Below are 21695 nucleotides of genomic sequence, written 5' to 3'. Positions count from 1 at the left end.
TTTTTTACATTTCAACAAATTGATTGGGGTAGTTTTACATCAAGTTTGTTTGGATGAAGCAACTTTATCTTACATACAACTTTATAATAATTATGAAATCAATAATGAAATACTTCCAATTACATAATCGTAGTATAAAAACATTTTGTCTTTCAATATATGCATTGTTTATGACATCGTGTGCCGGACAAAATGAAAATAATGCCTCACAATTAAATTTTATACCCGAACAAACGAAAATACATGCTGATAGTATAAGTTTAAAAGCGGAAACTTTACCCGAGTTTAGGGTTGATGTCCACGATAAAGACTACCAAGGAAACCAAATCAGTGGCGTGGTTCGAACTGTTTTTCAAGATAGTAAGGGAAATTTTTGGTTTGGAACACAAAACGGACTCGGTCGAAAAGACAAAAATGGACTTGTTTATTTTGATATTAAAAATCGTACTGGTCAGGGAGTAACGGTACATGTTATACTCGAAGACAAAGATGGTGCGATTTGGATTGGTTATGGCGGTGGAATTGCGAAATATGACGGAACGTATTTTACCAATTATCATGAAAAAGATATTCTGACAACTGGCGGACTTTGGAGCATGCTAATGGACTCAAAAGGAACGCTTTGGGTTGGAACTACTCATGGTGTCTTTACTTTTGATGGCAAAGCATTTACACCGTTTGAAATTCCGGAAGGAAAAGTAAATCCAAACTTTGGAGTTAGCACTTCCAAAATGATACACGCCATTACTGAAGACAGCAAAGGCCATATGTGGTTTGCCACCAATGGCGGAGCGTATAGGTTTGACGGAAATACATTAACGAACATTTCAGCGAAAGACCAATCGCTTTCCAATTTTGTAAATCGAATTATTGAAAGAGCAGATGGAACGTATTGGATTTCAACCGTAAACGGACTTTTTCTCTACGATGGGACTACGTTTAAAAGTATCACCGAAAAGTTATTGGGTAAGGATGAAGGAGTAGGCTGTATTTTTGAAGACAAAACCGGTACGATTTGGTTTATTGCGTATAAGCGTGATATCTATAATTATAACGGCAAAACATTTCAGAAAATTGAAGCTAAAATTAAAGCAAGCGATTATACAGTATTGCCCTTTGAAGTTAACCAAGACCAACAAAAGCAAGAGGGTAATTTTTCACCTTTCCCTTTTCAAATTTATCAAGACCGACAACAGCGACTTTGGTTTGTTGGGTTTAAAGGAGCGTATCGTTTTGAAAACAATGCCTTTGTGAATGTTACTAGAAACGGACCGTGGTAACGGTAAAAAATCTTTAACTAATTGACTTTAAAATTATTAATCATGAAAGCTAAATTCCTTTTAATTCATCTAGTAGCGTGTCTTTTTTTTGGCAGAGCTTTTGGACAAGTCAATACTAATAATTTTACTCCTTTATCTTTTAATGTAGATGATAATGAGAAGATAAGTTTTATCCCAAGAAAAATAGTTCAAGATAGCAACGAAAATAGTTGGTTCGGAACTTCGGAAAGGACTTTGAAAGAAAATGGAAAATCACTTTCAATTGAAGATAATCTTAAAATACAAAAAATAGATCAACTCGTAGCTACTTTTGCTCAATACGGTCAATTTAACGGAACAATACTCGTCGCTGAGAATGGAAAACTTCTCTACAAAAATGGATTCGGCATGGCTAATTTTGATTGGAATATTCTAAATCAACCCGATACAAAACTTCGCTTGGCTTCTGTTACAAAACAATTTACAGCCATGTTAATCATGCAACTCGTAGTTGAAAAAAAGTTAGATTTAAATGTTCCTATTTCTAATTATCTACCTGATTATCCAAACGCAGAAAAGATAACAATACATCATTTGCTTACACATACTGCCGGTATTCCAAATTATACCTCGTTCCCTAATTACAGGGATGTTATGAATAAATCAATGAAGCCTGCAGAGATTGTTACATTATTTGCTGATTCAACACTATTATTTACACCGGGAGAAAAACACGACTATAGTAATTCGGGATATGTGTTGCTGGGAATTATTATAGAAAAAGTAACAGGTAAAACGCTTGAGACAGTATTGAATGAAAAAATACTGTTGCCTCTTAACATGGACAATACAGGTTTTGAACAAACCGGTAAAGTGTTAAAGAATAAAGCCAGCGGATATGATAAGTTTGGCATTAGTTATCATAATACAAGTTATATTGATATGTCAATTGCTTACTCTGCCGGCGGAATGTATTCATCAGTGGAAGACTTATTGCTTTGGGATCAAGCCTTGTATACAGAGAAATTGCTTCCAAAAAAATATATGGATTTAATCTTTGCAAAACATATCCCATTTTATGGCAGACATTATGGATATGGTTGGGAAATTGGTGACATGGCAAAAGGAAATTCAAATGAACTTATTGAAGTGTATAATCACAGTGGTGTGATTAATGGATTTAATTCCTTGATCACAAGAATTCCCGGAGATAAGTCAACGATTATACTATTAAGCAATGTAAGTAATGCACCATTGCACTACATGAGCAAGTCTATTGGAGGGATACTTTATGGAAAACCGTATGACCTACCTAAAAAGTCGCTGGCCTATTCATTGCAAAGCAATATCATTGAAAATGGACTTGCAGAAGCAAAACTATTCCATCAACAAGTAAAAGATTCTGTAAACTATTATCATAACGAAAATGAAATGAATCTTGCGGGTTATGATCTTTTAAATTCCGGTATGAAGGAAGCTGCTGCTTTTGTTTTTCAATTGAATGTAAATGCATTTCCAAATTCTTTTAATGCTTATGATAGTTATGGTGAAGCTTTAATGTCGTTGGGCAAAAAAGAAGCTGCGATCGAAAATTATAAGAAATCAGTGATTTTCAACCCAACTAACGAAAGTGGTTTAAAAGTGCTACATGATTTAGGAATAGATACGGATGCTTTGAAAATAAAAACCCCAATGGAACAAGTAAAACTGCTTGTTGGGAATTACACAATTATCGATGAAAGTAGAGATTGGAAAATAGAAATAGTATATGAAATGGGCGAATTGTATGCTATCGATAAAGGTTACAAATTTAGAATGCATCCGGTAGGTGATTCAAAGTTTATCAATATTGATGACGGTGCCTCTTTAGAATTCAATTTCAAAAATAAAAATCAAATCACTTTTGTCATGTTTGGAAAATTCAATTTCAAGAAAATATAGCATTTGTTCTTAATGAAGACAAATAAGGTAAAATTTATCCGCTAAAACAGAGACAAAAATAAATTCAACTATTAATTTTTAAAATCATCAATCATGAACAACAATTTATTTTTTGGCTTAATCCTTCTTTCGTTCAATTATAATTGTGCGGAAGTCAACTCACAAGACATTGCTCAAAACACCACAGCGGTTGACAGCGTGTATGTTGGGCAAACTCATTTTAGCGATGATGTTGTGCGTGAAGATCCGCTTTACACCGCTATCGTTCGCGTTGACAAACAAAGCAACAAGGAACATTTACTTTCCATTCAAATGAATTTAAAGAATAATAGCTATTTTGTTTCGCCAACAGAACCCGGTTCTTTTACAGGAAAATTTACGATTGTACTTACTGAACCGCAACAGCTACAAACTAATGGAGCCATCATGGAAACCCCTTTATCAAAAGTAGATGAAAACGAAGGTTTTGCAAAATTGGTTCGAGACAACACACATTACAAACAATCGTTAAAAGTACTTTCTAAAGAAAATTTTGAAGTCTATGGCTATATCCAATTTACGATAGAACCGCGATGTTCATTGGAAAAAATTCCGTTTATACTTTCGTATGTGGATGGAAAGTTGAGTGTGAAGATGGATGGGTGTTAACTGTTGTCGGTTATCAGTTGTCTGTTGTAAGTTCTCAGTCGTTATAATGCATTCGTTAAATCAATAAATAATATGAAAAAAATCTTTTCTATACTTATCTTAATGTTGGTATTAGTTGGCGGACTGGTGCTTAGCTTAACTCAGTTCAATAACGACTGGGTTGCTAATCGTGAAATTAAAACGGAAACTCCTAAAAAGTCAATTCCAAAGCCACTCTCTGCTAATGAAAAGAAATCTGAACAAAAACAGACTAAAGCAGGAACGTTAGAAATCGGTAAATCAGCTTCTGAACTTCATACTAAAATTTGGAGAATATTTCAAGACTCAAAAGGAAAGTACTGGTTTGGAAGTGATGGAAAAGGTATCTATCATTTAGACGGAAAAGAGTTGAAACAATATACAACTGTAGACGGATTAGTGAACGATTCAATACGTGGTATTCAAGAAGATGCTGACGGAAATATTTACATCGAAACACACAAAGGAATAAGCAAGTTTGACGGTAAACAATTTACCACTTTAAAAGTAATAAGATCGGCTCATAATCAATGGAAACTTGAACCGAATGATTTGTGGTTTGGTTTCTACAATGCAAACGATTTATATCGTTATGATGGTGATTCACTATTTGAATTAAAATTGCCACGACAAGATTTAAAAAAAGCGTTTGGAATTGACACGTTAATCAGTCCTTTTAATCGCAATAATCCTTATTCGGTTTATGGCGTAAATAAAGACAAAGACGGAAATATTTGGTTTGGAACGTTTATAGCAGGTGCTTTTCGATACGATGGAAAATCGTTTTTGTGGTTTGATGAAAAAGAACTTTCCACACTTCCAGATGGAAGAGTTCCAGCAGTTCGCTCAATAATTCAAGACAAAGATGGGTATTTTTGGTTGAGCAATTTTAAAAGCAAATATAAAATCGAAGCAAGCGGATCAGCGTATAAAAAATTAAAGGGAATTGAAAAAGACCATCCTCACTATTTCAATTCCGGATTATCAGATAATAAAGGAAATTTATGGATGGCAACCTATAGCGGTGGTGTCTGGAAATATGATGGAAAAACACTATCAAAGTTTGAAATCTATAGTAAAATAGAAGATGTTTTACTAGTTTCAATCTACCAAGACAAAAAAGGTATTCTGTGGTTAGGAACAGATAATGATGGCGTTTACAAACAAAACGGAAATAAGTTTGAAAAGTTTAAAGTAAAAAATAAAAGCGGCCGCTAAGTAGGGGTTTGACAATTTTTTCTAAATTATTGATTTCGTTTTACAACTTCCCCAGTCGTTTGATTTATAAAAAAACCGCAAAGTCAGAGACGTTTGAGGAGCGTTCTTAGAACTTTTTGCGGAGCGGGGTTGTCAGTTTATACAAAGCATATCCTAAAATTCCGCCAAAAACAAATGAAATTAAAAAATTTGTAAAATTAGGAGCAGGATGTCCATTATCTTCTGGTCCGGCACTATAAAAAAGACTCATAAATGAGTTCATTTCATGTGTGTGGTAATAACAAACGTCGGGAATTAATAATTTATAGAGTAAAGTAAAACTTAGTACAACCATTAAAATAGCTCCTAAAACAATAAAAATCCATTTTAAGGTTTTACTTTTTTTCATTGGTAACTTTTGAATTGATTATTTAAAAAAGCTTGTTAATGTTATTTGTTGTGAAGTCAAAGAAGTTAGCAGAGCAGGATTATGTTTTCATATCTTCTAATAAGTCGATTCTATTTGTAAAATGTGACAAATTTAAGTCACCCTCACCATATCCTCTGTTTATTTTCATTAAAAAATGTAAAACATGATCTTCTGAATTTTCTTTTATTAATGAACTAATTAATGCTTTATATTCTCCTGTTAAAGTTTCTCTTTCAAATAATTTTTGTCGATTATAACTATCTTGTTTAAAATTATTGTAAACATTTATGAGTGAAATTTCAAGCCACATAAGTTGTAATTCAGTTTCTTTATTTATATTATTTTTAATAATATTTAAAAATTTCTTCTGCAATTCAATTATGGTTAGTTTTTTACTCTTTAGTTCTTCATAAAATTCATTGTCTCTAATTTTTAAGAAAGTTAGCAACATAAAAATATGGGGAGTTACGGACATGTTTGATGTAAAACTTCTTATAGCTAATCTTGAATGAGCAAATATTTTTTCTTGTTGCCTTAATGGAACATTGGCATTTGTAAATAGAAGTTTACATGTTTCAGAAAAATCTGTTCTATCTGATTTCAACATATTTGGAGAATTGAAAAAAGTATCAAATTGAAAATAATCATATAAATATTTATAAAAAACGTTTGCTTCTGGTTCTGGTATAGAATATTCTATATCGATAAACCTTCTTAAATATTCGTTTGCATCTATATGTTCACTACCATAAACTCCTCTAATTGCGTTTCCTAGCTGTTCTTTATCAATTGATAAAATAAAAACAATATTTGGAACGGAAAAAAAATGTTTAATTTGCTCTAACACTGAAACTGCATAATTAGGGCGACATCTATCTAACTCGTCAATAATAAATATTAGAGGTTTTCCTTTATTGGTGTTTGCTATAAATTCTGATAAACTTTTCTTAAAATCAGAAATACTTTTTTTCTTTATTTCATATTCATTGACTTCATTTTCAAAAACGTCAGCTAAACCTTTTGAAACTCCAATTATAGCTTCTTTAATACCTTCAGTATTTATATATTTATCAGCAATGGCTTTTACAATTATAGGTGCAATGTTTTTAGATAAAATTGCCGCATTCTTGAGAGTTTTTTTAAATTTATTCTCTGTATCTTCATTAGTAATTGTTTTTAATTCTCCCATTAATGCAATAAGGGGATTGTTCTCAAAATCGTTTTCCCAGGCATTGAAATAAAGAGTTTGGAAATAGTTATTTTTTAAATCTTGTTCCCACATTTTTATAAACGTAGTTTTACCAGCTCCCCATTTGTTGTTTAGAGCTAATACAAAACCAAAAGGATATGAATTAATAATGTTAGTTAAAACAACTGAGTATTTTTGTCTGCCTAGTTTACAATTAGAAAAAGGATTCTGTGGATCAATTTCAATTTCATGGTGTCTTATATTCATTTAAAATTAGTTTTAAATTAAGATTGTTGTTAACTAGAAAAAGATTTAACAATAATTCACTATAAGCCCAAAATTATTATAAATTCACATTATATTTTGTACTTAAGTTTCCAAATATAATCAAAAAAACAAATCAAAACCCTACCTCTACCCACCAAAAATCTCCTTCACCGCTTCCACATAACTTCTCGGATTTTGAGCTTTTTTAATCTTTTTCAACGTCTTTTGTGGGTTGGAGAACGAAGTGGAAAAGTATTCCCAAAAACCAAGCATTTTCATTTTGATAGGTGTGGGGCCGGAAAGAGCGGCATCGTATTCTTGGTAAATCGTGTCGTGAAATTCCTTGAAAATTTGCCAGCGGTTGGTTGGGTATTCTGTCGTGTTGTTTTTAATCATACTTGGCAAAAACGGGTCGGCAATTAAACCGCGACCAATCATAAAATGATCAATACTCGGGAAACGTGCTTGCATTTCACTGAACTTGGCTACCGAAGTAATGTCGCCGTTGTAATATAATTTATGTTTGGTGTTTTCAGTACAGCGTTGAAAGGCTTCTAAATTTACACCGCCGTTATACAATTGCTTACCAATTCGGGCGTGAATAGCGATATTTTTAATGGGATATTGATCCAAAATCGGAAAGACATCTAAAATTTCTTCGGGATGTTCGTAGCCCATTCGCATTTTCATGGAAACAATGACATCGGTTTCGTTGTGAACGCGGTTTAAAATATGGTCAATGCGTTGCGGTTCGCAAATTAGTCCGGAACCCATTCCTTTTTTGGTGACCATCGGATACGGACAACCTAAATTCCAATTCAGTTCTTTGTAACCCAACTCTTGAATGTATTTCACCACAAACAAAAACTCATCGGCATCATTGGTCATTACTTGCGGAATTAATTCGGACACCATATTGTTTTCCGGTTGCAAATCGCGTTGGTACGAATTTTTGATCACCAATTTGCCGTCCAAGCGAATATAAGGTGCATAAAATGTATCAATGCCACCAAAGAATTTATGAAACGCATTCCGAAATCGGAAATCGGTAAAACCTTGCAACGGCGATGAAAGTAGGGTAGGACTCATGTTTTAATTTGAACGGTAAAGATAAGAGAAAAGGAATTGGTTGTTTAATGAAACTAAAAAATCCCAAAACTTCGCTATTGATTTTTAGATGTGATTTTTCATCGTTTACTAACTTTTGGATGCTAGATGATGACTTTTAAATTTTAATTTTTAGATGATTATTTTTTATTTTTAAAATTCACGCAACCTTTTTTGAAATGGAATACTATCTAGTATAAACAAAGTTGAATAGGAACTTCAGGGTTGAATTACAGGTAAAGTTGCGGATTCCTGAGAATAATTTTTTCACCTTACAGTTGCCTTCAATACTATTTTCAAACGTAATTAAAAGTAGATAAAAAATCATGAAGAAAATTCTTAAACTAGTCCTATTTTGCTCATTCCTATTTACATTATCTTGTATCGACGACTATGATGATAATTTATTTGTTGAAGAGTTACCCAAAAATCAATTTGTAGCCGATGATGGTACTATCTATTTTACAGGATTAATAGATTTAGGTTGCAATGACGGTAATTATTCAGTAGACAATTCTAATACCGTTATCGATTTGGACATACCAAATAATTTACCACCAAGTTTAGATTTATCGCAATTTTTGCCTCCAATTGGAAATCAAGGGCAGCAAGGCTCATGTACTTCATGGGCAACTACTTACTATTTAAAATCGTTTCAAGAGAGAATCGAATCGGGTTTAGAATACAATCCAAATCGGATAATGAGTCCATCCTACACTTACAATCAAATTACCCAAGGAATCTGTGGGGGCACTACATTTGAAAGTACTCTTGAAATTTTACAAGAAAAAGGAGCAGTCACAATTGATGAATTTCCATATTTTGATTTTACCTGTAGCTCACAACCAACTGCTTTGCAAAATAGTTTAGCTGAACCAAATAAAATAAGTGGTTATAAATATTTAAGTGGTGTAAATATGGTGCTAGAAATGAAAACTTTAATACATGATCAAACACCAATTTTGATAAGTGCTTTTTTAACAAAAAACTTTGGAAAAATTGACAGTTTAGGACTAACAGCTTATAGAGAACATGCTGTTGATCCAACCCTAAAAGGAGGATGCCACGCGATGTTGGTAGTGGGTTACTCTGACGTATACAATGCGTTTAAAGTTGTTAACTCATGGGGAGAAACGTGGGGTGATGATGGATTTGTTTGGATAGATTATAAAGCTTTTGATGAGGTGCTGAACCCCAACTATAGTTTTAAAGTTATTAATAAAGCAATTGTGGTGTATGATTTTTAATATATTTAAATTGACGCAACCTTTTACCCTTTTTTGAAACTACTAAATATAAACTACTAAAGCTTTACTTATTAAAATAATGTATTTACGTTTACAAAAACAATAAACCACTTTGAATTTAAACGAGATAATAGCAGGATGTGTAAAACAAAAACGGGAAGCTCAAAAAGAGCTTTACGATAACTTTAATAAAATTTTGTTTCAAAGTTGCCTTAAATATTCAGGTAATTATGAAGAAGCAGAAGATTTATTACACGATGCTTTTATCGATATTCTTACATCAATTCATACGTATAAGTTCAAAGGTAGTTTTGAGGGTTGGATGAAAAGAATTGTGATAAACAAAGCTATAACTCATTTTAAAACAAAACCATACACTGATAGCATTGAAAAAACGGTAGGGCTGGCAGAAGAAGAAAATGAAATGGTGACGTACTCTAATTCATTAGAAGATATTTTAACTTCAATTCAAGAACTCCCCAATCAATATCAAATGGTTTTTAGTTTGTATGAGTTGGATAACTATTCACACAAAGAAATTGCGAGCATGCTTTCTATTTCTGAAAGCACTTCAAAATCTAATTTACATAGAGCAAAAGCAATATTGAGGTTGCGATTGACCGAAAAAAACAGCACTAAAAAAGTAGCAAATGGAATCTAATCAGAAATTTGAAAAACACATCAAAGATTCTTTGTCAAAATTAGATAAGGAACCAAGAATTGAAGTTTGGAATAAAATTGAAACCACTTTAAATTCTAAAAAGAAAAGAAGAGTGCTTCCATTTCTTTTTATAAGTATTGGGGTTGGAACATTGCTTTTGACTTTTTTTGGGTATCACTTTTTATCCGGAACAACAACGGGGAATGAAAAGGAAATTACTTCACCGGTCAATAATTCAAATGAAAATTTTAAAAGGAATCAGAACGAAATAATTTCTGAATCTGAAAAAAGTAATCGTACAGTTGAAGAGAGAGAAAACTCAAATTCAAACAACACGTTGAACGAATCAACTACTTTAAATACTACCAATCAAGTAAGTATTGATTTTCATAAAAATGAAAATAGCCAAACAAAAACAAACGCGTTTAGCAAAAAAAGCGGTACTAATTCTATTGCAAGCAAAAACAATAACACAAACAGCAATAGCAAAAAAAACGTGGCAAGTAGTAATTACAAAAAGGAATCAAAATCGGTAGCAAACGATAAAAATAATTCAGATGCCAATAGTGATAATTCGGAATCCTATGCTTTTAAAAATAGTAAAATTTCAGAAGAGACGATTTTAGATGCATCACCAACAGATTCATTGGTAACAGAATTAGTGAATAAACCAACTGAAATTAAAAAAGAAATAGAAAAAGAAAAAACAAAAGACAGTAGTAGTATTCATAAAAGAAATTGGTCTATTTCACTTTTTGCAGCTCCAACATTTTTTGGAACAGTTGCTAATAGTTCAATTTTGGATAAAAATAGAGATAAAAATAAAGAGGAGTCAAAAATGTCATGGAGTTTTGGAGGGTATTTCAATATTGATTCTTCAGAAAAATTTGGAATGAGAATCGGATTAGTGCATTCAAAAGTTGAGGTGACCACAAACAACATTTCAATATATGACGCATCAAATAATGTTACTTTATTCAATCAATTCTCCAATCTTCAATTAAACAGAGGAATAACGAATCAAACTATTGCAGAAAATTTTCCCAACGAGCAAGAAATAGATTTGGTGACCGAACTGACTTTTAATGAATTGCTATTTGATGTGAGATACCGATTTTTTGATAACAAATTTACAGTAGATGGATTGGGCGGTTTTGGATTTATTATGATGTCACAAAATCAAGTAAAGGCAGTAGACTCAAATCGAAACAGTTTAAAAATAGGAAGTCTCTCAACTTTTGATTCGTTGATTTTTAGTGCTAATCTGGGTGTACTATCATCTTATCCGTTGACAAAAAATACTAAAATATTTATTAATCCTTCACTGGGTTATCAATTTACAGAATTAAAATCGTATTCATTTTTACTTAAAAGTGGTCTGACTTTTTATTTTGATTAAGTAAAACTACGATTGTTGAAAAATAGGCACAATACAGGTTTGTCAAATAAATAAAATCAAAAAAATTATGAAAAAGGCATCACGTTTTTTAATCCTTTTTATCCTATCATGGTTTAGTTTTTCATGTGAAAACGAACCGGTAGATTTAAAATATGACCAAAGTTTACTCATTCAAAATGATTCTGAAATTATGGAAGCTCTTTTAAGAGTTGCAAAATTTTCAAACACTACTTTAGGCTCTGTTTGCATTGAATTTATTTATCCTTTTACAATTTTAGAGGTTAATGATTCTTCAGACGTGGTTGCCGTTCATCAAATTTTTGGAAGTAATCAATTGATTTCTTTGTTAGAAAATTTACCCCAAAACAATGGTATATCAATAAGTTATCCGTTGGTTGCTTCCTTGCCGGAGGGAGGCATGTTTACAATTTCAAACAATAGTGAATTGTTAATTGCTCTTGATTTTTGCACTCATGACGATATTGTTGCTTATTGTAGTGGTTTATTTTCAGATGCAAATGGAAATAGCTGCGTTTGGAAAATACCTTACCATTCCGGTTTTTTTGACAACAAATTTGCAGGTGCTTTTTTTGAAGCAAATTTTGATGGTAGTATTAAATTACATTATCAAAATGAAACGTATATAGGAACATGGGTCTTTTTATTTATCAATTCAGAGTTACATTTAAATATATATTTAGTAGGCAATTCAACGGTGTCACAGTATTGGAATGTTAATTTTAAAGCTGATTTTAGTTCGGTTTTAATAACTTTAAACAACGGAAATAACATCAAATTGATTAAATCTTGTGGTACAACAAGTAGCTATTCACTGGGACAGGAAGGTCCAAATGGAGGAATAATTACCTATGTAAAAACGGATTATAATGAAGGTTGGAAATATTTAGAAATTGCTGCCGAAGATCAAATTCAAGAACAATGGGGCTGTAGTAATGCGTCAGTTTTGCTTGCTCAAAATAGTGAAATTGGAGATGGTTTGATGAATTCTGTTGCAATCGCTAATTATCATGAAGGAATTAATTATGCTAGCAATCCTTTACTTTGTAGTGACGACAATAATGGTACGTTAACTGCTAAATCGGCATTACTTTCAGATTTCGCACCCAGAAACTGGCATCTTCCTACTATTGAAGAGTTAGAATTACTATACAACAACACACATTTAAACGGATTGGGAGATTTCTCAGACGCAATTTATTGGAGCAGTACAGAGGCATCTGCTAGTACCGTTTTCGGAATCAACTTCTCTGACGGAACTTTAGTTGAGATTCCAAAAAACAGTACGATTGCCAAAACTCGAAAGTGTATTTATTTTTAAATAGAGTTAAATAAGACTAGCATCACACAAATAAGGTCTTCTATTATTTGTGTGATGCTATATGTTTTTTTATTGCTTAAAGAAAAATAATCACAGCTTAAACCGTACTTACTATTTTGATTTGTTCCAAAATAGCTTCATTTGTGACAGAAAAGGGTTTGTGTTCACGAATGCACGCATACACTTCATCAAATAAACCATTAAAATTTCCTTTTTGAGAAGGAATTTGTTCTGTAATCACATTGTTATTTTCATCAACATAAGTCAATTTTCCCTCTTTGCTTTCCAATTCCAATCCAAAATCAGGATGATTCGGAGCCATTCCTGCCATCAACTGATTTTCTTGTTCGTCACAAAAATCTTTGATGAAACTTCCTTTTGTGCCGTGAATCACAATTCCCGGTAGAACATCAAGTACGTGTAAGCTCACAGTTATAAAAGCATTCACCTGATTTTCAAACAAAAGATGCACAAACGCATAATCATCTACCAAAGTGCCATTTCGATACATTCCTTTCTGCACATAATGCTTTTTTGGTTTACCGAAAATGGAAATCGCTTGGTCAATTAAATGCGAACCTAAATCATACAAAATGCCGCTTCCGGGCAATTCATTTTCTTTAAATGCTTTCGCACTAATATCGGGGCGAAAGCGATCAAAACGCAAGTGAATTTCAATGATATCGCCTAATTTTCCCGATTTTATAATTTCTTTTGCAGCACAAATATCACTGCTCCATCGTCGGTTTTGATAAATTAAAAGTTGTTTGTTCACCGATTGGGCTAGTTCCATTAACTCCGAAAATTCTTCTGGTGTCGCTGTTGCAGGTTTTTCTAACAAGACGTGTTTTTTTGTTTGCAAACATTGTTTAGCCAATTCAAAATGCGTGTTGTTGGGCGTATTCACAACTATCAATTCAATCGAATCATCAGCCAAAAGTTCTTCTAGCGTAGCATAACTTTTCACATCCGGAAAATCCTGCTTGGCTTTTTGATTATTGCGTTCTAAAACAGCATACAATTCAAAACCTTTATTCATAGCCAAAAAAGGAGCGTGAAAAATCTTTCCGGAAAATCCGTAGGCTAAAAGGGCCGTTTTGATAGGAGTCATATTCTGTTTTTCTAGTTTTTATAAGGTAGAATTGAGATTCATTTACAACACCAACTCCGCATACAATCGTTCAAAAGTACCATCCAAATCAACACTCAAACCCGAATGTGGTCTGGAAGTTTGTAAACTCGAACTCTTCACGGCAGTCAACCATCTAAATCGCTCTGCCATATCAAAAGCCGCAATCGGACCACCGTCTTTATTACCTGAACAGATTTTTAAAAAAGCGTCTACATTTATTTTTAGTTGAGATAAATCAAATTCAGTAGCTAGCAAACGAATTTTTTCATCCGGAATTTCAACCTGAATCCGTAAATATTTTTGATGTTTACAAAAAACCATCAAACCAATATTAATAAATTCCTCACGTTCCACCCTTGGTACAACGCGGATTACGGCGTACTCATATAAGTGTGGTGCGGACATCTTGTGCTTGTTTTAAAAATACGGATGCATTGGCCAATCGAATGGACAAAAATTGAAAATAAACTTCTTTTATTTCAGTCGGAGTTATTGCTTGATTTTCCCAAAGTAACCAGTCTTCCGGAATTTGATTTACAATTTCACGTAAAACAGTATCGTTTAATTTGGCTGTAAAATTGGTGTTTACTTCCTCCAAACGAGTGGCTTTAGGCAATAAAACGTGGTCTTTAATCAATGCAAACGGAGTCAACGCAGTTGTTTCCCAATTATCCCACGAATGGTGAAAATAAAACGCAGCACCGTGATCAATTAACCAAAGTTCCTTTTTCCAAATCAATAAGTTGGTGTTCTTAAAAGTGCGGTCAACATTAGTAATATAAGCATCTAACCAAACAATTTTGGAGGCTAAAAGGGCATCACAATCATTCACAGCAGCATCATAAGTTAATGCTCCCGAAAGAAAATGCAAACCTAAATTAAGACCTTGACTTCCTTGCAATAAATCCTGAATTTCCTCATCACCTTCGGTTCTTCCAAAAGCTTCGTCAAGTGATGCAAAAACCAATTCAGGAACAGGCAAACCCAAAAACTGTGCAATTTGACCACCCAAAAATTCAGCAATCAACGCTTTCACTCCGTGACCTGCACCACGAAATTTTAAAACATACTTAAAATCATCATCGGCTTCGGCCAAAGCAGGTAAAGAACCCCCTTCACGTAAAGGAGTGATGTAGCGAGTAACATTTACCGTTCGTAAATTGGTGTGCATAAAGTTGGAATTTCAATAACAAAGATAGTGAAAACTAAACCGCCTCAACGGATAACAGACAACGGATAACAGACAACAGACAACGGAAAACTACTCCTCCAATAAATCAGGCCGTCTATTCTTCGTATGCTCATACGCTTGATTCTCCCGCCATTTATCAATTTCGGCAAAATTTCCGCTTAACAGCACATCAGGCACTTTCCAACCTTTGTATTCTGCGGGACGAGTATAAATCGGTCCTGACAACAAATTATCCTGAAAACTATCTGTCAAAGCCGACGTTTCATTACTCAAAACACCGGGAATCAACCGAATTATCGCATCACTTAAAACCGCCGCACCCAATTCACCACCCGAAAGCACATAATCACCAATCGAAATTTCTTTCGTAATAAAATGATCACGAACCCGTTGGTCAACACCTTTATAATGTCCGCAAAGAATAATAATATTCTGCAACATCGACATCGAATTCGCCATTTTTTGATTCAGCGTTTCACCATCCGGAGACATATAAATCACCTCGTCATAGTCGCGTTCGCTTTTCAATTTCGCTATGCAATCGTCAATCGGCTGAATCGACATCACCATTCCGGCACCACCACCAAACTGATAATCGTCCACACTTTTCTGCTTGTTGGTCGTATAATCACGCAAATTATGCACATAAACTTCCACCAAACCCTTATCGATAGCACGTTTCAAAATCGACGCCTCAAAAGGACTTTTCAAAAGTTCGGGTAAAACAGTAATGATATCAATTCGCATGGCTTTGGTTCAAAATTTAAGTTTGTAAAAGTACTAACTTTTAATGAAGTTGCTTTTAAACAATAAAGAATAATTTTGACTTTTTTAGAAGTTCCTACTAGATAAATTGCTAGTATTTAACAGCCAATCAAACGCATTGACAATCTGAAAAAGCAAATAAAAGAGGGATGAATTATAATAATAATTTTTACTATTAAATAAACAATTATAACGATAATAGGATTTATTTAATAATCGGGAGGGTTATTTCAAGGCGGGTCAAAGCAACCTTACTAGTAGGCAAAGACATACAAACCCCATAGCTAAGCCATAGTTGTGGTACCCTTTGTTAAAACTTTATGCTAATGATAGTACAACAATAACATTCCGATGAATCACTTCAGGACGGGTCAAGTTCGATATTACTTCGACGATACTTCGACGATACTTCGACGATACTTCGACTTTAATGCGACGAAAACTTTTACGAAAATTATTGCTATCCTTATTTTAATCACACACCAAATTGTTTCAAATGATGATTTAAGTGCTTCCATTGCAAATTATCCCACTCTTCAAAAGTCATTTTCCCAAAGAAAGGATGTTTTTCAACTATAATGCAAGCCGTTCCTTCTTCCCCAAAACGTTTCACTTTTGCGATTAATTCTGCTTTGGTTTCCTCAAAATCGTAAGCTCCGGTTCTAATAAAACTGGGTTCGGTCATCGCATTTTTCTTAAATAATGGGGCAGCCAGAATTTTCTTTTTAAAAATCCTTCCCAACAGTAAAAAAACAATATTCGATTTTAATTTCACATCTCCAAAAGCCACATCAATAGGAGCTTGGCAATGTGAAAGCATTTGACCCACATTCATTTTTCCCCACCTAGGTTGCGTTTCGGGAGTTAAAGCAGTAATTCTGCTAATGAGTACTGCATTATCATTTTTATCAAAGATGGAAGCCATTTTTTTAAATTTTTGAGTTATTCAAAAGTACAATTTTAAGGTTAATCAACAATAATATCTTAAATTTGCACCTCAATTAAAATAAATCAAATCAATGGAAAACGGAATATACGCTAAATTCAATACCACAAAAGGTACCATTTTAGTAAAATTGACACACGATAAAACACCGGGAACAGTAGGAAACTTTGTTGGCTTAGCCGAAGGACAATTAGAAAACGAAGCTAAACCAATGGGAAAACCGTATTATGACGGATTAAAATTTCACAGAGTTATTTCAGATTTCATGATTCAAGGGGGTTGTCCAAAAGGTCAAGGAACAGGTGGACCGGGTTATCAATTTGATGATGAATTTCACCCTGATTTACGTCATGATACACCAGGTGTTTTGTCTATGGCAAATGCAGGACCGGGTTCAAACGGGTCACAATTTTTCATCACGCACGTAGCAACTCCTTGGTTAGATAATAAGCATTCGGTTTTTGGAAATGTAGTTGAAGGTCAAGATATAGTAGATGCTATTGCACAAGGCGATGTGTTAGAAACTTTAGAAATCCTTCGAGTAGGTGAGGAAGCTCAAAAATGGAATGCCATCGAAGCATTCAGAACTTTTGAAGGTTCTCGCGAAAAAAGAATTGCCGAAGAAAAACAAAAAGCAGAAGAAGCATTAGAGAAATTAGCAGCCGGTTTTGAAAAAACAGAAAGTGGTTTACGTTATAAATTTATCCAAAAAGGAAACGGTAAACAAGCTGAAAAAGGAAAAACAGTTTCGGTTCATTATTCAGGTTCGCTAGAAAACGGAATGGTTTTCGATTCTTCTTACAAAAGAAAACAACCTATTGATTTTACCTTAGGAATTGGTCAGGTTATTGAAGGTTGGGACGAAGGCATTCAATTGTTACAAGTTGGTGACAAAGCTCGTTTTGTGATACCATCTTTCTTGGGCTACGGTTCTCGTGGTGCCGGAGGTGTAATTCCACCTGATGCGACTTTGATTTTTGATGTAGAATTGATGAATGTAAAATAGAATAGAATAGAATAGGTAATGGGTTAACCTCACTATAATATAAAATTTTATAAAAAAAACAAAGTATTCAGAAATGATGCTTTGTTTTTTTTTGGAATAACTTTTGCTTTCGTAACTTTACAGTCTACATTTAATTATGCGTTATTTTTTATACTTTTTGCTTTTGTTTTCATTTTCCGTTAAAGGACAAGTTATAACCGGTCAACATTGTGGTTATGATTTTACTTCCTATTTGGTGGTGAAAGTAAATGAAGTGGGCAAATCGGAAACAATTAAAAATTTACGCATTTCAATCGCCGACAGTTTAGGACGTGAAGTCATCAATGTAAATAACCTATTGAGTTGGACAAAACGAAACGAACCTTTGGTTTTTTCAATGAATTATAAAATTGATAAAAACGGAGCTAAAGTTGATGCCGACACTACCGAAAGCCGATGGTTTTTTCCATTTGCCAAAGAACATTACTTACTTTCTGTTACCAATACTTTTAACGCTGAAAATTATTTTTTAAAAGTAGAAGATGTCGATGGCGATGAAAACGGTGGAAGTTTTCAAACCCAATTAATTCAGTTATATCCTTTTAATATGTATGTGCTTTGTTCGTCAGAAAATGAACGCCAAGCTCAACAATTTGGTCCCAAAACCAATCGTCCAATTGAAGTGTATTTAACCAAAAAATAGTTTATTCTCTCCATTTAATATTGCACCCAATACTCGGTTTTTGATTGGGATTGATAGTGCGGTTGTACAACAAACTATCAATGGCTCCTCTCAAATCACTGCCGCTCAACGGAATGCCGTTTCCTGGTCTTGAATCGTCCAATTGTCCTCTGTAAACCAATTTGTCTGACGCATCAAACAAAAAGAAATCTGGCGTACAGGCAGCATCGTAGGCTTTTGCAACTTCTTGCGTTTCATCATACAAATAAGGAAATTCAAAATTGTTTTCAAAGGCAAATTCGGTCATCAATTCCGGACTGTCAAGAGGTTGAATTTGAATATCGTTACTGGAAATGGCAACAATACCAATTCCTTGAACTCTATAATCATTTGCAACTCTGATGATTTCTTCCATAACGTGATGCACAAAAGGACAATGATTACAAATAAACATCACTAAAATTCCTTTTTCGCCTTTAATTTCGTCATAGCTTTTGTGAAATGCCGAATTAGTGTCTTTTAAATTAAATTTTGGAGCAAAGGTTCCAAGGGGTAACATTTTTGATTCGGTTCTGGCCATTTTTAAAACAGGTTGATTTTATGCTAAAGTTATGAAAAAGGACTTACTTTAAATTTCTTTTTTTTATAAATTTAACTTCAAATATAAAAAGAAGCAATTATGTTAACTTGGGAAGCGTTTGAAAAAGTAGAAATGCGTGTTGGAACCATATTGGAAGTCAATGATTTTCCGGAAGCTCGAAAACCGGCTTATCAATTGCATATCGATTTTGGAACCTCTCTTGGGATTCTAAAAACATCAGCACAAATAACAAAACGCTATTCAAAAGAGGAATTAGTAAACAGACAAATTGTTGCGGTTGTAAATTTTCCCAAAAAGCAAATTGGAAAATTCATGAGTGAATGTTTAGTTTTGGGTGCAGTAGGTGATGAGGGGGATGTGATATTGCTGCATCCTGATAGTAAAGTTGACAATGGTTTGCGAATAGGATAAAAAAAAATCCCCGAAACTTTCGGGGATACTTTTTTAGATATCGTCAAAATCAATATCAGTATAACTTGATTTTGTTGAGTTTTCTGAAGTTGGTTCTTCATCAGAAGCGAATTCTTTTTTAAAGTCTTTCTGATGTCTTTCAGAGATTACTTCTTCTCCTTTGTTCTCTAAAACAAAAGTGGTCATTTCGTCAAGAATTTCTTTAAACGCTGCAAAATCTTCTTTATATAAATAGATTTTGTGTTTTTTGAAATGGAATGAACCATCTTCTTCTGTAAATTTTTTACTTTCAGTAATGGTGATGTAGTAGTCATCCGCTTTTGTTGAACGTACATCGAAGAAATAAGTTCTTCTTCCTGCTCTTAAAACTTTAGAAAAAATTTCGTCTTTTTCTAACATTTCATTTTCTCTCATAATCTTTCTGTCAATTAATTTGTGTTAACCAAAAATCTAAAAAATAAATGAATAAACAAAAAATTACATTAATTCTTTTTCAGAAAGTTGTTTCATGTACAATTCATAATAATATCCTTTTTGGTCTATCAATTGATTATGAGTGCCTTGTTCGATGATTTTTCCATCATCTAACACAATAATTTTGTCTGCATTTTTTGCAGACGAAACGCGATGACTAACAATTATTGTTGTTTTATCTTCACATATTTTAAACAGATTTTGTAAAATACCCTCTTCCGTTTCCGTATCAACGGCAGATAAACAATCGTCAAAAAGTAATATTTGAGGATTTTTAATGATTGCTCTGGCAATAGAAACCCGCTGTTTTTGTCCGCCGGAAAGCGTTATACCTCGTTCGCCCAAAACCGTTTCATATTGCTTTTTGAATTTTTGAATATTCTTATGAACTTTTGCTTGTTTAGCTGCTTCAATCACTTCTTCATCTGTAGCTTCTTCTTTGCCAAATTTGATGTTGTTTTTTATAGAATCAGAAAACAAATAGGCATCTTGTGGCACAAAGCCAATACTTTCCCTTAAACTTTCCAAATTCACCTGATCGAGTTGTTTTCCATCAAGTGTAATAGTTCCTTCTTTGATATCATACAACCTACTAATTAATGAAAGTATAGTTGATTTTCCGGAACCGGTTTTTCCTAAAATAGCCAATGTTTCTCCTTTTTCAACAGTAAATGACACATTTTTAAGTGCTGTTATGGCTGTATCTTCATAAGTGTAACTTACATTCTTGAATGCAATTGAGCCGTTGATTATTGAGGGTTGTGAATTGTTGTTTTGTATTTCGGGCTCACTTTTCAAAAATTCATTTATTCGTTTTTGAGAGGCTTCGGCTTCTTGCACCAACGACGAAACCCAACCAATGGAAGCCACCGGCCATGTTAGCATGTTGACATACAATATAAATTCGGCGATGATACCAATACTGGCAATGCTGCCATTGATATACATAATTCCGCCAAAATAGATAACCACTAAATTACTCAAACCAATTAACAATAACATCAACGGACCAAAAAGCGAATTGACAACCGCCAAGTTCATGTTTTTATCCCTACTTTCCTGTGCTAAATTTTTGAATTTATCAATGTTTTGATTCTCGAGAGCGTAAGCTTTAATTACTCGAATACCTGAAAAAATTTCTTGTGAAAAGCTTGATAAATTAGACAAGTTTTCTTGATAAAGCGTACTACGTTTATTGATTTCTGTACTTAATTTATAAATAAAATAGGAGAGAAGCGGTAACGGTAATAAGGTATACAGCGTTAGTTTTGGAGAAACGTTATACATATATAGTATTACAATTCCAAAACGGATAATGGTGTTGATGGTATACATCACGGCCGGACCAACATACATTCTCACTTTTCCGACATCTTCAGAAATACGATTCATTAAATCACCGGTCCTGTTTCGTTTGTAGAAGTTTTGCGACAACTTTTCATAATGCTGAAATACTTCATTTTTTAAATCAAATTCCACATAACGCGACATAACAATAAGTGTTTGACGCATTAAAAAGGTTAAGAATCCTGCAATTAAAGTAGCTGCAATTATCAATGCCAAGCTTATAAATAATTCATTTTTTACGAGGGATATATCACCTTCCGGATTGGTAGTATACTCTTCAATAATATTGATTGAGCGACTAATCAATTTTGGTGTAAACAACGAAAAAATTTGTGCGACTATGGTGATTAAAATCCCAAGCAAAAATCGGTATTTGTATTTTACGAAATATTTATTTAAATAGTTGAGTTCCTTCATTAATTTAATGTAATTACTGTTTTAATGTGCTTCAATTTGTT

At 33.4% G+C, this 21695-nt stretch carries 22 protein-coding genes; 11 read left to right on the top strand and 11 right to left on the bottom strand.

Annotated elements, in window-relative coordinates; all coding sequences use genetic code 11:
• The first annotated feature begins 170 nt into the window (after window positions 1–170).
• From IEV15_RS12370 to IEV15_RS12355, 4 genes are all read left to right on the top strand, one after another.
• The gene (locus tag IEV15_RS12370) at window positions 171–1280 is read left to right on the top strand and encodes a ligand-binding sensor domain-containing protein (protein ID WP_188362840.1); all 1110 of its coding nucleotides are present in this window, start codon (window positions 171–173) and stop codon (window positions 1278–1280) included.
• 42 nt (window positions 1281–1322) lie between these two features.
• The gene (locus IEV15_RS12365) at window positions 1323–3200 is read left to right on the top strand and encodes a serine hydrolase domain-containing protein (RefSeq protein WP_188362839.1); all 1878 of its coding nucleotides are present in this window, start codon (window positions 1323–1325) and stop codon (window positions 3198–3200) included.
• Window positions 3201–3293: 93 nt separating this feature from the next.
• The gene (locus tag IEV15_RS12360) at window positions 3294–3848 is read left to right on the top strand and encodes a hypothetical protein (RefSeq protein WP_188362838.1); all 555 of its coding nucleotides are present in this window, start codon (window positions 3294–3296) and stop codon (window positions 3846–3848) included.
• Between the two features lie 72 nt (window positions 3849–3920).
• Entirely contained in the window at window positions 3921–5084 is a 1164-nt protein-coding gene (locus tag IEV15_RS12355) for a ligand-binding sensor domain-containing protein (RefSeq protein ID WP_188362837.1), read from the top strand.
• A gap of 106 nt (window positions 5085–5190) precedes the next feature.
• Here IEV15_RS12355 and IEV15_RS12350 read toward each other — a convergent pair whose 3' ends face one another.
• From IEV15_RS12350 to IEV15_RS12340, 3 genes are all read right to left on the bottom strand, one after another.
• On the bottom strand, window positions 5191–5472 hold the full coding sequence (locus IEV15_RS12350) for a hypothetical protein (RefSeq protein WP_188362836.1): 282 nt from the start codon (window positions 5470–5472) through the stop codon (window positions 5191–5193).
• 79 nt (window positions 5473–5551) lie between these two features.
• Window positions 5552–6949, bottom strand: a complete 1398-nt coding sequence (locus IEV15_RS12345; protein ID WP_188362835.1) for a KAP family P-loop NTPase fold protein — start codon at window positions 6947–6949, stop codon at window positions 5552–5554.
• A gap of 147 nt (window positions 6950–7096) precedes the next feature.
• Window positions 7097–8038, bottom strand: coding sequence for a tRNA dihydrouridine synthase (locus IEV15_RS12340; RefSeq protein ID WP_188362834.1), 942 nt, complete (start codon window positions 8036–8038; stop codon window positions 7097–7099).
• A gap of 344 nt (window positions 8039–8382) precedes the next feature.
• Here IEV15_RS12340 and IEV15_RS12335 point away from each other — a divergent pair, with 344 nt between their 5' ends.
• The 4 genes from IEV15_RS12335 to IEV15_RS12320 all read left to right on the top strand — a co-directional run bounded on the left by IEV15_RS12335 (window position 8383) and on the right by IEV15_RS12320 (window position 12702).
• Complete coding sequence (locus IEV15_RS12335) at window positions 8383–9303, top strand: C1 family peptidase (RefSeq protein ID WP_188362833.1); 921 nt, start codon at window positions 8383–8385, stop codon at window positions 9301–9303.
• 112 nt (window positions 9304–9415) lie between these two features.
• Window positions 9416–9964 carry an RNA polymerase sigma factor gene (locus IEV15_RS12330; protein WP_188362832.1) on the top strand — a complete coding sequence of 183 codons (549 nt, stop codon included), beginning with the start codon at window positions 9416–9418 and terminating at the stop codon, window positions 9962–9964.
• Window positions 9954–11363: a hypothetical protein gene (locus IEV15_RS12325; RefSeq protein WP_188362831.1), complete on the top strand. Its 1410-nt coding sequence runs from the start codon at window positions 9954–9956 to the stop codon at window positions 11361–11363. Before IEV15_RS12330 ends, IEV15_RS12325 begins: the two co-directional genes overlap by 11 nt.
• Before the next feature lie 67 nt (window positions 11364–11430).
• Entirely contained in the window at window positions 11431–12702 is a 1272-nt protein-coding gene (locus IEV15_RS12320; protein ID WP_188362830.1) for an Lcl C-terminal domain-containing protein, read from the top strand.
• A gap of 97 nt (window positions 12703–12799) precedes the next feature.
• Here IEV15_RS12320 and IEV15_RS12315 read toward each other — a convergent pair whose 3' ends face one another.
• The 5 genes from IEV15_RS12315 to IEV15_RS12295 form a co-directional block, all read right to left on the bottom strand.
• Window positions 12800–13813, bottom strand: a complete 1014-nt coding sequence (locus IEV15_RS12315; protein WP_188362829.1) for a Gfo/Idh/MocA family protein — start codon at window positions 13811–13813, stop codon at window positions 12800–12802.
• Between the two features lie 42 nt (window positions 13814–13855).
• On the bottom strand, window positions 13856–14239 hold the full coding sequence (locus IEV15_RS12310) for a DUF3037 domain-containing protein (RefSeq protein WP_188362828.1): 384 nt from the start codon (window positions 14237–14239) through the stop codon (window positions 13856–13858).
• Window positions 14217–15005: a HipA family kinase gene (locus IEV15_RS12305; protein ID WP_188362827.1), complete on the bottom strand. Its 789-nt coding sequence runs from the start codon at window positions 15003–15005 to the stop codon at window positions 14217–14219. The genes IEV15_RS12310 and IEV15_RS12305 overlap by 23 nt, the downstream gene beginning before the upstream one ends.
• Window positions 15006–15095: 90 nt before the next feature.
• A complete protein-coding gene (gene trmD / locus IEV15_RS12300) occupies window positions 15096–15773 on the bottom strand; it encodes a tRNA (guanosine(37)-N1)-methyltransferase TrmD (RefSeq protein ID WP_188362826.1) in 678 nt (225 codons plus the stop codon).
• A gap of 493 nt (window positions 15774–16266) precedes the next feature.
• The gene (locus IEV15_RS12295; RefSeq protein WP_188362825.1) at window positions 16267–16716 is read right to left on the bottom strand and encodes a DUF1569 domain-containing protein; all 450 of its coding nucleotides are present in this window, start codon (window positions 16714–16716) and stop codon (window positions 16267–16269) included.
• 94 nt (window positions 16717–16810) lie between these two features.
• On the opposite strand from IEV15_RS12295, the gene IEV15_RS12290 reads away from it, so the two are divergent.
• Together IEV15_RS12290 and IEV15_RS12285 are read left to right on the top strand one after the other, a co-directional pair.
• On the top strand, window positions 16811–17743 hold the full coding sequence (locus IEV15_RS12290; RefSeq protein ID WP_188362824.1) for a peptidylprolyl isomerase: 933 nt from the start codon (window positions 16811–16813) through the stop codon (window positions 17741–17743).
• Window positions 17744–17879: 136 nt separating this feature from the next.
• A complete protein-coding gene (locus IEV15_RS12285; protein ID WP_188362823.1) occupies window positions 17880–18425 on the top strand; it encodes a hypothetical protein in 546 nt (181 codons plus the stop codon).
• 1 nt (window position 18426) lies between these two features.
• On the opposite strand, the gene IEV15_RS12280 is transcribed toward IEV15_RS12285, so the two are convergent.
• The gene (locus tag IEV15_RS12280; RefSeq protein WP_188362822.1) at window positions 18427–18984 is read right to left on the bottom strand and encodes a thioredoxin family protein; all 558 of its coding nucleotides are present in this window, start codon (window positions 18982–18984) and stop codon (window positions 18427–18429) included.
• A gap of 99 nt (window positions 18985–19083) precedes the next feature.
• Between IEV15_RS12280 and IEV15_RS12275 the strand changes: the two genes are divergently transcribed.
• Window positions 19084–19416: a tRNA-binding protein gene (locus tag IEV15_RS12275; protein WP_373282168.1), complete on the top strand. Its 333-nt coding sequence runs from the start codon at window positions 19084–19086 to the stop codon at window positions 19414–19416.
• A gap of 33 nt (window positions 19417–19449) precedes the next feature.
• Here the strand turns inward: IEV15_RS12275 and IEV15_RS12270 are convergent, their stop codons facing one another.
• Window positions 19450–19830 (bottom strand): PUR family DNA/RNA-binding protein, encoded by a 381-nt coding sequence (locus IEV15_RS12270; RefSeq protein WP_188362821.1) that lies wholly within the window; start codon window positions 19828–19830, stop codon window positions 19450–19452.
• Between the two features lie 63 nt (window positions 19831–19893).
• A complete protein-coding gene (locus IEV15_RS12265) occupies window positions 19894–21654 on the bottom strand; it encodes an ABC transporter ATP-binding protein (protein ID WP_188362820.1) in 1761 nt (586 codons plus the stop codon).
• Window positions 21655–21695 lie beyond the last annotated feature (41 nt).

This window comes from Flavobacterium orientale, assembly GCF_014638005.1.
Lineage (GTDB): Bacteria > Bacteroidota > Bacteroidia > Flavobacteriales > Flavobacteriaceae > Flavobacterium > Flavobacterium orientale.
The sequence above is the reverse complement of the archived record's forward strand: the minus strand, read 5'-3'. Positions and strand labels throughout refer to the sequence as shown.

Coding starts and splice junctions, on each gene's coding strand:
- IEV15_RS12295 (WP_188362825.1), bottom strand. CDS start 16,716: ATGGCTTCCATCTTTGATAAAAATGATAATGCAGTACTCATTAGCAGA.
- IEV15_RS12320 (WP_188362830.1), top strand. CDS start 11,431: ATGAAAAAGGCATCACGTTTTTTAATCCTTTTTATCCTATCATGGTTT.
- IEV15_RS12270 (WP_188362821.1), bottom strand. CDS start 19,830: ATGAGAGAAAATGAAATGTTAGAAAAAGACGAAATTTTTTCTAAAGTT.
- IEV15_RS12290 (WP_188362824.1), top strand. CDS start 16,811: ATGGAAAACGGAATATACGCTAAATTCAATACCACAAAAGGTACCATT.
- IEV15_RS12350 (WP_188362836.1), bottom strand. CDS start 5,472: ATGAAAAAAAGTAAAACCTTAAAATGGATTTTTATTGTTTTAGGAGCT.
- IEV15_RS12355 (WP_188362837.1), top strand. CDS start 3,921: ATGAAAAAAATCTTTTCTATACTTATCTTAATGTTGGTATTAGTTGGC.
- IEV15_RS12335 (WP_188362833.1), top strand. CDS start 8,383: ATGAAGAAAATTCTTAAACTAGTCCTATTTTGCTCATTCCTATTTACA.
- IEV15_RS12345 (WP_188362835.1), bottom strand. CDS start 6,949: ATGAATATAAGACACCATGAAATTGAAATTGATCCACAGAATCCTTTT.
- trmD (WP_188362826.1), bottom strand. CDS start 15,773: ATGCGAATTGATATCATTACTGTTTTACCCGAACTTTTGAAAAGTCCT.
- IEV15_RS12340 (WP_188362834.1), bottom strand. CDS start 8,038: ATGAGTCCTACCCTACTTTCATCGCCGTTGCAAGGTTTTACCGATTTC.
- IEV15_RS12365 (WP_188362839.1), top strand. CDS start 1,323: ATGAAAGCTAAATTCCTTTTAATTCATCTAGTAGCGTGTCTTTTTTTT.
- IEV15_RS12285 (WP_188362823.1), top strand. CDS start 17,880: ATGCGTTATTTTTTATACTTTTTGCTTTTGTTTTCATTTTCCGTTAAA.
- IEV15_RS12275 (WP_373282168.1), top strand. CDS start 19,084: ATGTTAACTTGGGAAGCGTTTGAAAAAGTAGAAATGCGTGTTGGAACC.
- IEV15_RS12315 (WP_188362829.1), bottom strand. CDS start 13,813: ATGACTCCTATCAAAACGGCCCTTTTAGCCTACGGATTTTCCGGAAAG.
- IEV15_RS12360 (WP_188362838.1), top strand. CDS start 3,294: ATGAACAACAATTTATTTTTTGGCTTAATCCTTCTTTCGTTCAATTAT.
- IEV15_RS12370 (WP_188362840.1), top strand. CDS start 171: ATGACATCGTGTGCCGGACAAAATGAAAATAATGCCTCACAATTAAAT.
- IEV15_RS12265 (WP_188362820.1), bottom strand. CDS start 21,654: ATGAAGGAACTCAACTATTTAAATAAATATTTCGTAAAATACAAATAC.
- IEV15_RS12305 (WP_188362827.1), bottom strand. CDS start 15,005: ATGCACACCAATTTACGAACGGTAAATGTTACTCGCTACATCACTCCT.
- IEV15_RS12280 (WP_188362822.1), bottom strand. CDS start 18,984: ATGGCCAGAACCGAATCAAAAATGTTACCCCTTGGAACCTTTGCTCCA.
- IEV15_RS12325 (WP_188362831.1), top strand. CDS start 9,954: ATGGAATCTAATCAGAAATTTGAAAAACACATCAAAGATTCTTTGTCA.
- IEV15_RS12310 (WP_188362828.1), bottom strand. CDS start 14,239: ATGTCCGCACCACACTTATATGAGTACGCCGTAATCCGCGTTGTACCA.